Raw genomic sequence first — 13648 nt, 5'->3', positions numbered from 1 at the left:
TTATTTAAGCTTTCTTGTCCTATACTTTTAAACTTTATATTGAAAAATTTAGAAGAAAGAGCGAGTAATGCGTGAGATTTTGAAGAGAGATGGCACAAGACAAGAATTTGTAGCATATAAGATAGTAGATGCGATAAAAAAAGCATTTGCTAGCGAAAATTTAGCTTATGATGAGAAAGTTTTTACAAACGTAGTCCAAGATATCTTTCAAAAATCAAGCGCAATAACAGTCGAGGACATCCAAGATGCGATCGAAAAAGAGCTATTTAATAGTGGATATTTCGACGTTTTAAAGAGCTTTATGCTCTACCGCCATACTCACAAACTTCAGCGTGAGCAAATTTTAGGCCTAAATGACGATACGACTTACATAAATTCAACTCAAACGATAAATGAGTATATAAACGGCACTGATTGGAGAATTTCTGCAAACTCAAATACAAGCTATTCAAACGCAGGCCTTATAAATAACACCGCTGGCAAAGTTATCGCAAACTACTGGCTAGACGCTGTTTATAGTAAAGAAGAGGGCCTAGCCCACAGAAACGGAGACTACCACATCCATGACCTTGACTGCCTTACAGGGTACTGCGCTGGCTGGAGTTTGCGAGCCTTGCTAAATGAGGGCTTTAACGGCGTTCGTGGCAGAGTTGAGAGTAAAGCACCAAAGCATTTTAGAGAGGCACTTTATCAAATGGCAAATTTCTTAGGAATTTTGCAAAGCGAGTGGGCTGGCGCTCAGGCGTTTTCTAGCTTTGATACCTACCTTGCACCTTATGTTTTCAAAGATGATCTAAGTGACGCTGAGATCAAAAAGGCGATAACTAGCTTTATTTTCAACCTAAATGTGCCTGCACGCTGGGGACAAAGTCCATTTACAAACGTAACTATCGACATCACTTGCCCAAGCGACCTAAGGGATCAGATCCCAACGAGCGATGATATACACCTTTTTACAAATGTAAAAGATGAAAAAATTTTGAAAAAAGCAAACGAGCGTGGCAGAGAAAAACTAATCGATATGACTTACAAGGACTTCGAGCCTGAAATGGCACGCATAGATAAGGCATTTTACGAGGTTTTAACAGCTGGCGATAAGTGCTCACAGCCTTTTACATTTCCGATACCAACGGTAAATATCACAGAGGATTTTGACTGGGATAGTGAAGTGGCGGATGTGCTCTTTGAAAATACTGCCAAAATGGGCTCAAGCTACTTTCAAAATTTTATCGGCTCACAATACACTTATGACGAACATGGCAATAAGATAGAAAACGAAAAAGCCTACAAACCAGGACATGTTCGCTCTATGTGCTGCCGTTTGCAACTTGATCTAAGGGAGCTTTTAAAACGAGGAGGCGGTCTTTTTGGTAGTGCTGAGATGACGGGCTCGATCGGCGTTGTCACTATAAATTTAGCTCGCCTAGGATACAACTTCAAAGGTGATAAAGTCGCACTTTATAACAGGCTTAGTTATCTTTTGGAGCTTGCTAAATCGACACTTGAAAAGAAGCGCAAATTTATACAAGAGATGTATGATAGAGGACTTTATCCTTATACGGCTAGATATCTAAAGCACTTTAATAACCACTTTAGCACGATCGGTATAAATGGTATGAACGAGCTTCTTAGAAATTTCACAAATGATAAGGAGAATATCTCAACAAAATTTGGATGTGATTTTGCTATTGAGATGATCGAGTTTTTGCGCGACAAGATAAGGACATTTCAAGAAGAGACTGGAAATTTATACAACCTTGAGGCGACTCCAGCTGAAGGCACAACTTACCGCTTTGCTAAAGAGGATAAAAAGCGCTATCCAGACATCATTCAAGCAGGCGGTGGGGAGAATATTTACTACACAAACTCAACCCAGCTTCCAGCAAATTTTACAGATGATGCTTACGAGGCACTTGATTTACAAGATGATCTTCAGACTTCATATACTGGTGGTACAGTATTTCACCTTTATATGAAAGAAAGGATTAGCTCACCTAAAGCTTGCAAGGAGCTTGTAAAGAGCATAATCTCAAATTATAAGCTTCCATATATCACGATAACGCCTGTATTTAGCGTTTGTTCAAAACATGGCTACATTGCTGGAGAGCATGAATTTTGTCCGCTTTGTGATGCAGAATTAATAGAAAAAGAGAAGAACAATTCCAAATAAGGAGAGGAAATGACAGAAAAAGAAATTTTAGAAAAAGTACAAGACAAACGCACAAAATGCGTAGTCTATACTCGTGTTATGGGTTATCATCGCCCAGTTGAGAGCTTTAACCTTGGTAAAAAAGGTGAGCATAAAGAGCGTATTAAATTTGATGAATACGCAAGTTGCTGCAAAAGATAATCACCGCAGCTAATAAAAATACAAAAACTCAAATAAAAAAGGCACAATCTTCTGTGCCTTTTAAATCTCAAAAGGTCCATAAATTTGCATAAAGTCTTTAGTATAACGCCATTTACTACGCTTGATTATCCAGACAAAGTGGCTGCGGTAGTTTGGTTTGCAGGCTGTAATATGCGATGCGTGTATTGCTACAATATAGAAGTTGTAAATTCAAATGGCAATATAGAAATGGATGAGGTTTGTAACTTCTTGGACCGCCGTATAGGTAAGCTAAATGGCATCGTCTTTAGCGGTGGCGAATGCACAGCAAATCCTTTGTTTTTAAAACTTGCAAAAGAGGTTAAGTCAAGAAATTTTTGCCTAAAGGTCGATACAAATGGCTCTCATATTGAGATTTTAAAAGAGGCGATAGGCGAAGGGCTGATTGACTATATCGCACTTGATTTTAAAGCGCCAAAAGAGAAATTTACGGGCGTAACTGGCTCAAATTTATATGAAAAATTTATTAGCACGCTAAAATATCTGCTTGAGATAAATTTTGATTTTGAAGTAAGAACAACCGTGCATGCAGATTTTTTAGATGAAACAGATATTTCTTTGATGTCTGAAATTCTTTATGACCTTGGATATAGAGGCAATTATTATTTGCAAAAATTTCTTAGCACAGGTGAAAATTTTGGAAATTTGGTTGATGCTAAAAGTAGCTTTGATCCGAAAAAAATCATCTCAAAACTTCCTATCAAACTAAGAAATTTTTAAATTTCTACTCATTATTTTTAACAAAAATTTTTGCTTTGCAAAACTATAATCATTAAAACCAATAAGGAGAAAATATGCAAAATTTTAGCTTTTTAAACCCTACAAAAATAGAATTTGGCAAAGACAAAGAGCAAAACATCGGCAGATACATGAAGGAATTTGGTGTTAAAAAGACGCTTATCATCTATGGCAGCGATAGGATCATAAAAAATGGTCTTTTTGATGTCGCAGCAAAGAGCCTAAGTGCAAATGGCATCGAGTTTTGCAAGATAGGCAGCGTGAAGTCAAATCCAGTGCTAAGCAAGGTAAATGAGGCTATAAATTTAGCTAAAAAGCAAGGTGTTGATAGCGTGCTAGCCATAGGTGGTGGCTCAGTACTTGACACGGCAAAGGCTGTGGCTGCTGGAGTTAAATATAGTGGCGACGTTTGGGACTTTTTTACCGGCAAAGATCCAAGTGAAGCGCTTATGATCTTTGACATCATAACGCTTGCTGCAACTGGCTCAGAGATGAACGGCGGCTCAGTCGTCACAAAGGAAGACACAAAAGAGAAATTTGCCATGCACGGCGCTTGTCTTTACCCAAAAGTTTCAGTGATAAATCCACTACTTCAAGCAAGCGTTAGCAAGGAGTATTTGGTCTATTCAGCCTCTGACATCATCGCTCACAGCATCGAGGGCTACTTTACGGCGAGCGTTCAGCCTGAGATCATAAATTTATACATCGAAGCAAACATCAAAACGGTCATGAAAACGACTGAAATTTTACTAAAAGAGCCAGAAAACTATGACGCTAGAGGCGAGTTTGCCTGGGCTGCTACGATAGCGTTAAATGGCTTAACTTACGTTGGCACAGCTGGCTACTCATATCCAAATCACATGATCGAGCACGCAATAGGTGCGGTGGTTGATTGCGCGCATGGGGCTGGGCTAAGTGTCGTGATGCCAGCTTGGATGAAGTGGTATAAGAGTAGAAATTTAAAGGCATTTAAGCGCTTTGGCAAAGAAATTTTTGGCGTGGATGACGCAGACGCAGGCATAGAGAAATTAAAAGAGTGGTTTAGCAAGATCGGCACGCCAACGAGTCTTATTGAAATCGGAGTCGATGAGACAAATTTAGACGAGATCATGACGCTAGTTTATGACTACGCCAAGGGCAGGGGCTTGGAGCAAATTTATACAAAAGAAGCTATAAGTGAAATTTTTGCCTTAGCGAGATAGAATTTATCTAAATTTTATAAAGGAAAGATATGAAAAAGATCGCCCTTATAGCTGGAGCTAGCGGTGCTGTGGGAAGTGAGATTTTAAAAAATTTATGCGTGAGCGAGCATTATAGTAAGGTTATCGCCCTTGCTAGGCATGAGCTAGAATTTACTCACGAAAAGCTTGAAGTAAAGATATTAAATTTTGACGAGCTAAAAGATGAGGTGCCATTTATCGCTGATGATGTCTTTTGCGCACTTGGCACGACGATAAAGGTGGCAAAGCACAAGGAGCAGTTTTACAAAGTCGATGTGACCTATCCGATAAATTTTGCCAAATTTGGCTTGGAGTGCGGCGCAAAACGCTTTGTCTTGCTCTCAGCTGCAGGTGCAAACAGAAAGTCAGGCTCGTTTTACCTAAAGGCAAAAGGTCAAGCAGAAGCAAAGATAAAAGAGCTTGGATATAGTTCATTCCACGTCGTTAGGCTGCCACTTATTGAGACTGAAAGGAAAGAATTTAGACTTGGCGAGTACCTGGCGATAAAGGTGTTTAAATTTATCCCAAAAGGCTTTTTTGACGAGTATCGTCCGATGAGGGCGACTGACATCGCTAAAGTGATCGTACAAGTAGCGCAAGATGACCACAGCGAAGGTGTCAAAATTTATAGCCCGATGGAGTATGCTAAGTGAAAAGATACATCGCCATCACTGGAGCAAGCTCAGGCATAGGAGCGGCGGCGGCAAAGGCATTTGCAAGGCGCGGGGAGGATTTGATCCTTATTGCAAGGCGCGGCGAGCTTTTAGGGGAGCTAAAAAGCGAGATAGCTAAATTTTCGGGTGTTGATGTTGTCATAGAGATTTGTGATCTCTCAAAGCAGGAAAATGTCCTCTCTCTTTGGCGTAATTTAGAAAAATATGAGCTAAAAGTGCTCATAAACAACGCTGGTTTTGGTGACTATAACAAGGTCGGCGAGCAAAATTTAGACAAGATCACACAGATGATAAATTTAAACATCATCTCGCTTGTCACGCTCTCAACGCTCTTTACTAAAAAATACAAAGATAAAGATACGCAGCTTATAAACATCTCTTCAATAGGCGGCTACAAGATCGTGCCAAACGCCGTCACGTACTGCGCTAGCAAATTTTTCGTAAGTGCCTTTAGCGAGGGACTTTATCACGAGCTAGCACAGGACAAGCAGGCAAAAATGCAGGCAAAAAGTGTTAGCTCCAGCTGCCACAAAGACAGAATTTGGCATGGTGGCAACTAGCAAAGAGAGCTACGACTACGACAAAGCGTTTAAAAAGTATCGCACGAGCGAGCAGATGGCGGAGTTTTTGCTTCGACTTTATGATAGCCATTACTGCGTTGGTTCGGTCGATAGAGATAGCTTTGAGTTTAGTTTAAGCAAGCCAAAATTTGACTACGCGATCAAATACGAGCCAAAAGATAACTAGGCGCTAAAGCCATGGTAGCCTACGCCAAGGCTAGTAAAGCAAAAGTAGGACAAAATAAAAAGGCAGATCATGAAATGCGTTAGAGTTGCTATTTTAGGGGTTTGTTTAGTAGGCACTTGCTTTGGTGGCGAGCTTAAATTCGATGAAAGCAAATTTGAGCTAAAAAGCGTGCAGGTTGGCGAAAGGACGCTTAAATTTAGAGCATATGAGGGTATAGTCTATGTGGCAAAGCCAGTTAGCGACTATCAGGTCTTAAATTTTTATGTGCCAGAGAGTAAATTTAGCGACCAAAAAGGGGCTATTTTTATGCCAAACGCTATCGGCGGCTATATGAGCGCAATGCCACCAAAGCCAGAAATTCAAAACAAAAAGCCAAATGCCACTCTTGAAGCGCTTTTTAGAGGCTATGTCGTGGCAAGCGTTGGCGCTAGGGGCAGGACGCTAAAAGATGGCGAGAAATTTATCGGCAAAGCGCCAGCTGCGATAGTCGATCTAAAAGCGGCCGTTAGATATCTTAAATTTAACGACAAATTTATGCCAGGCGACGCAAATAAGATCATCTCAAACGGCACGAGTGCAGGCGGCGCGATGTCGGCACTTCTAGGCACAAGCGCAAATGCAAAAGAGTATGAGCCATATCTTAAAGAGCTAGGCGCTGCAAAGGCGGACGATCAAATTTATGCCGTCTCAGCCTACTGCCCTGTTACAAATTTAGAGCATGAGGACGAGGCATATGAGTGGATGTTTGGGGATTTGGATAAATTTGAAAGGATTGATTTTGCAAGTCTTGATGCGAGCACTTTTAACGACAGGAGCAAAAAGCCAAAGACTATCACAGGCGAGCTAAACGCCAGGCAAAAAGAGCTCTCACGTGAGCTAAAGAGTAAATTCCCAGCCTATCTAAACTCGCTAAATTTAAAAGATGCCAAAGGTCACGCACTAAGCCTTGACGAAAATGGCGAGGGCAACTTCAAAGAGTATATAAACGCCCTCATCTCAAGGGCATTTACGGCCACAAAGAGTGGTGATAAAAACACGCTAACGCCTAAATTTATAACTCTTGACACGCAGGGATGCTCGCTTGGATATACGTTTAAGCTAGAAGACTTCATCGCCTCACTAAAACGTGCCAAAGAGGTGGTTGCCTTTGACGGATTTGGGCTAGAAAATCCTGAAAACGACCTTTTTGGCGATAGCAAAACGCCTGCAAAGCACTTTACTAAATTTGCAAAAGAGCGAAGCGAGGGCGAGATGGCGGAGGCTAGCGTCATAAAGATGATGAACGCGATGAACTACACTAAAAACAAAGAGGCGGCGAAATTTTACCGCATAAGGCAGGGTGCAAACGACACCGACCTAGCTCTCGCCGTGCCTGCTATGCTTGCACTCTCGCTTAAAAATGCTGGCAAAGATGTTGATTTTGAAGCGGTCTGGGGACAAGGACATGGCGGCGACTACGACTTAGACGAGCTTTTTGCTTGGATGAAAAGAGTGGTAGAAAGATAAATTTATAGGAGTTTTGATGTTTAAAAAGCTATTTTTAATGACATTTTTAGCTCTTAGTGCCTTTGGGGCAGAGGCGAAAGTGAGCTTATATGAGCTGCTTTCTACGCCAAATAACAAGAGTTTGCTAAAGCAGCTTGGCAGGGAAAAAATACTAAGCTCAAAGAGCGAGCCAGGCACGCAGGCGATCTTTTTTGCGAGCGCAAAGAGCAAGCCGGAGCTATTTTACGTGCTTGAGTTTTACAAGGACGAGGCGGCTTATAAAAAGCATATAAGCTCGGCGCATTTTAAGAAATTTGCAAGCGCAAGCGCTGAAATTTTAGCTAGCAAAAAGGCTATCAGCGTGAAAAATCGAGCCGCGTTTTCTAAAAATTTAACGCCAGAGCGCCTAAAAGATGCCTACTTTCACATCACAAATTTAAGCCTTAAGGCAAAAAGCGATGCGAAATTTGAAAAGATCATCAAAAAATATATGCAAAAAAGCGTAGATGACGCTGCATTTGCGCAGTTTGCCTTTAGTCAAAAAGAGGCACCTAATAAGTGGATCTTGGTTGAAATTTACAAAGACGAAGCTAGCTTTGAGAGCTACCGCCACAGTGAAAACTACAAAGCTTACGCCAAAGAGCGAGCTGGGCTGATAGATGAATTTGACGGATTTGGTCTAAAAAACGAGACCTCATTTAGTAAGATAAAATTTTAGGAGATGCTATGAAGAAAATTTAACTTTTTTGCGCACTAGCACTCATTAGTAGCACGGCTTTTGCCCTTGATAGGGCTGGATGTGAGAGTTTAAAAGATGTGAAAATTTTAAACAATGAAATCATAGATGTGGGGTCGAATGAAAGGGCGAAGCGCCAAAGAGCATGCTAGCAAAAAGTAAGACCTACGCTGGCAAGGAATTTTTAGTGTGTGCGTATCCAAAGGTGGCTACATACGTGGGTGGCGACACGAGCAAAGCTAGTAGCTTTGTTTGCAAGTAAATTTAAGAAAGTAAATTTAAGGAGAGAAAATGAGTGAAATTTTAGTCGTATCAGGTCACACCGACCTTGAAAATTCCTTTGCAAATAAGATCATCTTGGACGAGCTAAAAAAGCACTTGCCAGAGGCTAAATTTGACATACTAAGCGAGCTTTATAAAAACTACGTGATAGACGTAAAAGCCGAGCAAGAAAAGCTAGTAAAGGCTGATGTGATCGTGCTTGTTTATCCATTTTTCTGGTACGGCGTGCCGTCACTTTTACAAAAGTGGTTTGAGGACGTGCTAGTTCATGGCTTCTCTCATGGCAGCAAGGGAGATAAGCTACATGGCAAGAAGCTAGTGCTTTCATTTACCTCTGGTGCGCCTGAGGAGTTTTATAAAAAAGAAGCGCTTCAGCGCTACGAGATAGAGGAGTTTTTGCCGCCGCTTAAGGCGCTAGCAAATATGTGTGGCATGGAGTTTGCAGGCTATGTTTATAGCGGAGGGCTATCATATCAGAGCAGGCACGATGAGGCAAAGCTTGCTTTGATGAGGCAAAAGGTGCTCGATCATGCAAAAAGACTAGGCGAGTTGATAGGTAAAATTTCATGATACCGGCAAAATTTTATAGATATGTTTTTGCGTTTATAATGTCAGCATTTATGGCATTTTTTATGTCGTTTGTGCTGACGTATCTAAACCTTGGCTTTATTGATGGCTTTGTTAAAATTTGGCTAATCGCCTACGTAAAAGCCTTTGTGGTAGCGTATCCTGTGCTTTTGCTAGTCTCTCCATTTGTAACAAAACTCACACAAATTTTATGTAAAAAATAAAATAATAATATACGTTATCAATAAAAATTATTATTTACTTATTTTAATTATTTGGTTATAATCCAATCAAAATTTATCAAAATAGGAGTCAAAATGAGACAGTACGAAACATACAAATGCGAAAAATGCGGCAACGAGATTGAGGTACAAAAGGTTGGTGGCGGTACACTAACCTGTTGCGGCGAAGAGATGAAGTGCGTCACTGAAAATTTAACAGCTGTAAATTTAATGAAGGCATTTGCTGGTGAGTCACAAGCTAGAAACAAGTATGAGCTTTACGGCGATCTAGCCAAAGAAGCAGGCTATCACGCAATAGCTAGACACTTTTACGAGGCAGCTGAAAATGAAAAATGGCACGCAAGAGCGGAGTTTAAAAAATATCACGAGCTAATGAACGATCCAATTGACAAGATGGATAAAAATTTACTTGATGCGGCAGCTGGCGAAAACTACGAGCATACGACGATGTATCCAGACTTTGCAAAGATCGCAAAAGAAGAAGAGCTAAGAGATGTTGAGAGGCTATTTAACGCGATCGGTAAGGTCGAGGTTGAGCATGAAAGAGAGTATTTAGAGCTTAAAAAAATGCTTGATGAAGAGGGCTTTTTTGAGAGCGACGAGGAAGATATCTGGGTTTGTGAGGTGTGCGGACACGTTCACAGAGGTAAAAAAGCTCCAGGTGCTTGCCCGCTTTGCAAAGCTCCAAAAGAGTATTTTAAACGCGAATTTCTAGGCTAAAAGCCAAAATAGTCAAGGTGTTTGCCTTGACTATTAATTTAAGTAATAAAATATTATAAAAATGATACAATTCTTTCAAATTTTCACAAGGAGAAAGAGATGAAAAAATCACTTTTAGTTTTAGCTACTCTTGGCTTTGCACTAAGCCTAAACGCTGCAGATCTTACAGATACTTGCAAATCATACTTCTCAGACATCGATAAGATGGTTGAAGCTTACAAAAAAGCTGGTCAAGATCAACAAGTAAAAATTTATGAAGATCAAAAGAAACAATCAATGGATCAACTTGCTGCACTTCCAAAAGAGCAACAAGACGCTACTTGCAAACAAGCTAAAGAGATGTTTGCTCAAGTAATGGAACAAATGAAAAAACAAGGTCTTTTAAAATAAATTTTTTATGGCTAGTTTTTCTAGCCATATCCTAATCCTCTTTTTCTAATTCGTTATTTACACCGATTTCTTTTACTTCTATATCTTTTTGATCGTCTGGAGACAAGCGTTTAAAATTTTCAAGTCTACTGACAAGACCATCTCTGCCACTAAAACTTGATGCAAGGGCGTTAAAATGTTTATTTGCAGTATTTAGTGTATTGCTAAGTCTATTCATGTGCTCGGCCACATTGCGGACTTTATCATAAATTTTAATCGCACTCTTTACGATATTTTTGGCCTCTTCATTGCCACGCTCTATACGCCATAAATTTGCCACTGTGCGAAGAATAGGCATAAGTGTAGTGTGAGATACTAGTATTACGCGCTTTTGAAATGCGTAGTCAAAAAGTGAACTATCAAATTTCATAGCCTCGATATATGCTGGCTCAATTGGTATAAACATCAATACAAAATCAGGACTATCAGGTACGATCTCGCCATAATTTTTGCTATTTAAGCTATCTATGTGATTTTTCATAGAAGCAATATGCTCTTTCAATGCTAAATTTAGCTCCTCCTCATTGCTGGCTGTGATAGCCTTTTCGTAAGCTATAAGTGAGACTTTGGAATCAACTATTAGATGCTTACCATCTGGTATCTTTACTATAAAATCAGGAATAAGACGTTTGCCTTCTTCGTTTTTGAAATTTTGTTGTGTCAAGTAATGCTCATCTTTTACAAGTCCAGAAGCCTCAAATGTGCGTTCAAGCTGTATTTCACCCCAGTTTCCAAGTGTTTTATTGCTACCTTTTAATGCAGTGGCTAGTGAGTTTGCCTCTTTTGACATTGAGATACCAATTTCACTTATGTGCTTAATCTGCGTTCCTAGCGCGCTCATGCCTTTAACTGACTCGTCATGGACTGCATTTACGCGCTCTTGAAAGGTTGAAATTTGCTCCTTTAGTGGCTTTAGTAAAAGATCTAAAGAATTTTGGCTATTTTGTGTGAAATTTGCACTTTTTTCTTCAAATATTTTATTTGCAAGATTAGAAAATTCCAAATTTAACTCATTTTTTACTTTTAATAAATTTGCCTCTTGCTCTTTTAGGCTATTTTCTTTTGCTTCTATTTCATTTCTAAGCACAGCCATATCACGTTTTAATCTATTTTCTCTCTCATTTGCTTCGGCTAAAGCATTTTTATTTTGATTTAGCTCGGCTAGTGTTGCAGTGAAATTTGCCTCGTTATTCTTGGCCCTTTCATTTGCTGTACCGATACTCTCTTTAAGCTCATTTATCACGCGCTCCATTGCATCTTCGGCTTCATCTTTTTGCGCTATTTTGGTTTTTAGCGCATCGATCTCACTGATGAGCTCGTCTATTCGCTCGTGATTTGACATAAGCCTTGCTTTTTGCTCGCTAATTAGTTGCAGATTTTCACTATTTTTAGATACTAAATTTGTTAGATTTGATGAAATTTCAAAATTTTCTTGCTCTTTTTGTGTCAAATTTGTTTTTAGCTCGAGTTTGTCTCTATTAAATGAATAGATGACAAATATCGCAATCAAAAATAGTACTCCTAAAAATATGGCAGCATAAAAATAGAAATCTTGTTGCATTTAGTATCCTTAAAAAATGAAGAAATTTTTATATTTTTACAAAAGCAAAGAGGCTGCTCCTTGCTTTTTTGGTAAATTTTACGCTTCTAATATCGCTCCGTTGCTAGCATTTGTGACTAGTTTGCGGTACTGCCTTAGCCAGCGAGAGGTTAGCGCTTTATCAACTGGTTTAAATTCTGCTCTTCTCTTTGCGATCTCAGCCTCGCTTAGGCGAACGTTTATCTCGTATTTATCGACGTCTATATCGATTATGTCGCCATCTTTTAGCAAACCTATCATGCCGCCTTCAGCCGCTTCTGGGCTTACGTGGCCAATGCTTAGACCTCTTGTCGCCCCGCTAAAGCGACCATCTGTGATGAGCGCTACATCTGCACCAAGGCCTCGTCCCATGATGAGTGAAGTAGGGCTTAGCATCTCTTGCATGCCAGGGCCTCCGCGTGGACCTTCGTAGCGGATGACGACGACATCGCCTTTATCTACTTTACCACTTGAAATGCCAGCTATAGCTTCGTCTTGTGAGTTAAAGCAGACCGCTTTACCGCTAAATTTACGCTCGCCAACGATGCCAGCTGTCTTGATGACACAGCCTTGCTCGGCTAAATTTCCAAATAAAATGGCAAGTCCGCCAACTTGTGAATAGGCGTTTTCTACTTTGTGAATGATGTTTTCATCTTTGATGTCACTTATCTTTACGCGCTCTCCTAGAGTTTCGCCACTAACTGTGAGATTGTCTAAATTTAGCATGCCATTATCTCTGCGTGAAATTTCTTTTATCACTGCATTCATACCACCAGCTCTGCCGATGTCCTCCATGTGCACATTTGGTAAACTTGGGCTGATTTTAGCGATGTGAGCGATATTTTGGCTGATTCTATTTAGCTCTTTGATATCTAAATTTACGCCAGCCTCTCTTGAGATAGCTAGCATGTGAAGAACGGTGTTGCTGCTACCACCCATCGCCATATCAACGACAAGTGCGTTGCGGATCGCTTTTTCATTTAGTATGTTTCTTATCTTAAATTTCTCATCAAGGGCGATCTGGCAAATTCTGCGAGCAGCCTGTCTAATAAGCTCCTCACGCTCCGGAGTTAGCGCTAGGATAGTGCCGTTGCCAGGGAGCGCTATGCCCATCGCCTCGCAAAGCGTGTTCATAGAATTTGCCGTAAACATACCGCTGCAACTACCACCACTTGGACATGCGTTGCACTCGATATCTCTTAGCTCGGCCTCGTCTATCTCTTTGGTCTCAAATTTACCAACCGCCTCAAACGCAGTCGCAAGGTCGATTGGCTTGCCATCTTTTGTGTAGCCCTTTTTCATTGGGCCACCGCTTACAAACACGGTTGGGACATTGACCCTTAAAGCACCCATAACCATGCCAGGGACTATCTTATCGCAGTTTGGCATACAAACGAGTGCGTCAAGTGCGTGAGCGTTCATCACGGTCTCTATCGAGTTTGCGATGATCTCACGGCTAGGCAAGCTATATAGCATGCCGCCATGCCCCATCGCTATGCCATCATCCACACCTATGCAGTTAAACTCAAATGGAATACAGCCATTTTTGCGAATTTCATCTTTTAAAATTTGTGCATATTTATTTAAGAAAAAGTGGCCAGGTATGATCTCTATAAAGCTGTTTGCAACGCCGATAAAGGGTTTAGCAAAGTCATCGTCTTTTAGTCCAGTCGCACGTAAAAGTGAGCGGTGTGGGGCTCTTGTGTAGCCTTTTTTGATTATATCGCTTCTCAAATTTGATCCTTTTTTAAAATTTGAGAGGATTTTATCACATATAAAGTATCAAAGATTTTAAAAAAATTTTGCAAATTTAAAAATTTTTTTATTACATAAATAACAC

General features: G+C 40.3%; 13 protein-coding genes and 1 pseudogene. 12 read left to right on the top strand and 2 right to left on the bottom strand.

Annotation, left to right across the window (positions count from 1 at the left end):
• Positions 1-67: 67 nt before the first annotated feature.
• The 12 genes and pseudogenes from CVS92_RS07430 (at position 68) to CVS92_RS07370 (ending at position 10190) form a co-directional block, all read left to right on the top strand.
• Positions 68-2350: pseudogene (locus CVS92_RS07430) on the top strand (ribonucleoside triphosphate reductase).
• Between the two features lie 84 nt (positions 2351-2434).
• Positions 2435-3109 (top strand): anaerobic ribonucleoside-triphosphate reductase activating protein, encoded by a 675-nt coding sequence (locus tag CVS92_RS07420; RefSeq protein WP_107789020.1) that lies wholly within the window; start codon positions 2435-2437, stop codon positions 3107-3109.
• Between the two features lie 74 nt (positions 3110-3183).
• Positions 3184-4329: an iron-containing alcohol dehydrogenase gene (locus CVS92_RS07415; RefSeq protein WP_107789019.1), complete on the top strand. Its 1146-nt coding sequence runs from the start codon at positions 3184-3186 to the stop codon at positions 4327-4329.
• A 29-nt stretch (positions 4330-4358) separates the two neighbouring features.
• Positions 4359-5000, top strand: coding sequence for an NAD(P)H-binding protein (locus CVS92_RS07410; RefSeq protein WP_107789018.1), 642 nt, complete (start codon positions 4359-4361; stop codon positions 4998-5000).
• Positions 4997-5581, top strand: coding sequence for an SDR family NAD(P)-dependent oxidoreductase (locus CVS92_RS07405; RefSeq protein WP_234398715.1), 585 nt, complete (start codon positions 4997-4999; stop codon positions 5579-5581). The genes CVS92_RS07410 and CVS92_RS07405 overlap by 4 nt, the downstream gene beginning before the upstream one ends.
• The gene (locus tag CVS92_RS09175) at positions 5532-5768 is read left to right on the top strand and encodes a hypothetical protein (protein WP_234398714.1); all 237 of its coding nucleotides are present in this window, start codon (positions 5532-5534) and stop codon (positions 5766-5768) included. The genes CVS92_RS07405 and CVS92_RS09175 overlap by 50 nt, the downstream gene beginning before the upstream one ends.
• 69 nt (positions 5769-5837) lie before the next feature.
• On the top strand, positions 5838-7274 hold the full coding sequence (locus CVS92_RS07400) for a subtype B tannase (protein WP_107789017.1): 1437 nt from the start codon (positions 5838-5840) through the stop codon (positions 7272-7274).
• 16 nt (positions 7275-7290) lie between these two features.
• Positions 7291-7971 (top strand): putative quinol monooxygenase, encoded by a 681-nt coding sequence (locus tag CVS92_RS07395; RefSeq protein WP_107789016.1) that lies wholly within the window; start codon positions 7291-7293, stop codon positions 7969-7971.
• Positions 7972-8280: 309 nt separating this feature from the next.
• Positions 8281-8841: an NAD(P)H-dependent oxidoreductase gene (locus CVS92_RS07385; RefSeq protein ID WP_107789015.1), complete on the top strand. Its 561-nt coding sequence runs from the start codon at positions 8281-8283 to the stop codon at positions 8839-8841.
• Positions 8838-9062 (top strand): DUF2798 domain-containing protein, encoded by a 225-nt coding sequence (locus tag CVS92_RS07380; protein ID WP_107710121.1) that lies wholly within the window; start codon positions 8838-8840, stop codon positions 9060-9062. The genes CVS92_RS07385 and CVS92_RS07380 overlap by 4 nt, the downstream gene beginning before the upstream one ends.
• A 93-nt stretch (positions 9063-9155) precedes the next feature.
• The gene (locus CVS92_RS07375; protein ID WP_021091887.1) at positions 9156-9800 is read left to right on the top strand and encodes a ferritin family protein; all 645 of its coding nucleotides are present in this window, start codon (positions 9156-9158) and stop codon (positions 9798-9800) included.
• Between the two features lie 99 nt (positions 9801-9899).
• A complete protein-coding gene (locus CVS92_RS07370; RefSeq protein ID WP_021091917.1) occupies positions 9900-10190 on the top strand; it encodes a DUF5339 domain-containing protein in 291 nt (96 codons plus the stop codon).
• 31 nt (positions 10191-10221) lie between these two features.
• On the opposite strand, the gene rmuC is transcribed toward CVS92_RS07370, so the two are convergent.
• Together rmuC and ilvD are read right to left on the bottom strand one after the other, a co-directional pair.
• Positions 10222-11790 (bottom strand): DNA recombination protein RmuC, encoded by a 1569-nt coding sequence (gene rmuC, locus CVS92_RS07365; RefSeq protein WP_107789014.1) that lies wholly within the window; start codon positions 11788-11790, stop codon positions 10222-10224.
• A gap of 78 nt (positions 11791-11868) precedes the next feature.
• The gene (gene ilvD, locus CVS92_RS07360) at positions 11869-13542 is read right to left on the bottom strand and encodes a dihydroxy-acid dehydratase (protein WP_107789013.1); all 1674 of its coding nucleotides are present in this window, start codon (positions 13540-13542) and stop codon (positions 11869-11871) included.
• Positions 13543-13648: the final 106 nt, after the last annotated feature.

The organism is Campylobacter concisus, from assembly GCF_003048555.1.
GTDB classification, from domain to species: Bacteria; Campylobacterota; Campylobacteria; order Campylobacterales; family Campylobacteraceae; genus Campylobacter_A; species Campylobacter_A concisus_AO.
This window is presented reverse-complemented; position numbering and strand designations above follow the sequence as displayed.

Coding starts and splice junctions, on each gene's coding strand:
- CVS92_RS07415 (WP_107789019.1), top strand. CDS start 3,184: ATGCAAAATTTTAGCTTTTTAAACCCTACAAAAATAGAATTTGGCAAA.
- CVS92_RS07410 (WP_107789018.1), top strand. CDS start 4,359: ATGAAAAAGATCGCCCTTATAGCTGGAGCTAGCGGTGCTGTGGGAAGT.
- CVS92_RS07400 (WP_107789017.1), top strand. CDS start 5,838: ATGAAATGCGTTAGAGTTGCTATTTTAGGGGTTTGTTTAGTAGGCACT.
- CVS92_RS07395 (WP_107789016.1), top strand. CDS start 7,291: ATGTTTAAAAAGCTATTTTTAATGACATTTTTAGCTCTTAGTGCCTTT.
- CVS92_RS07385 (WP_107789015.1), top strand. CDS start 8,281: ATGAGTGAAATTTTAGTCGTATCAGGTCACACCGACCTTGAAAATTCC.
- CVS92_RS07380 (WP_107710121.1), top strand. CDS start 8,838: ATGATACCGGCAAAATTTTATAGATATGTTTTTGCGTTTATAATGTCA.
- CVS92_RS07375 (WP_021091887.1), top strand. CDS start 9,156: ATGAGACAGTACGAAACATACAAATGCGAAAAATGCGGCAACGAGATT.
- CVS92_RS07370 (WP_021091917.1), top strand. CDS start 9,900: ATGAAAAAATCACTTTTAGTTTTAGCTACTCTTGGCTTTGCACTAAGC.
- rmuC (WP_107789014.1), bottom strand. CDS start 11,790: ATGCAACAAGATTTCTATTTTTATGCTGCCATATTTTTAGGAGTACTA.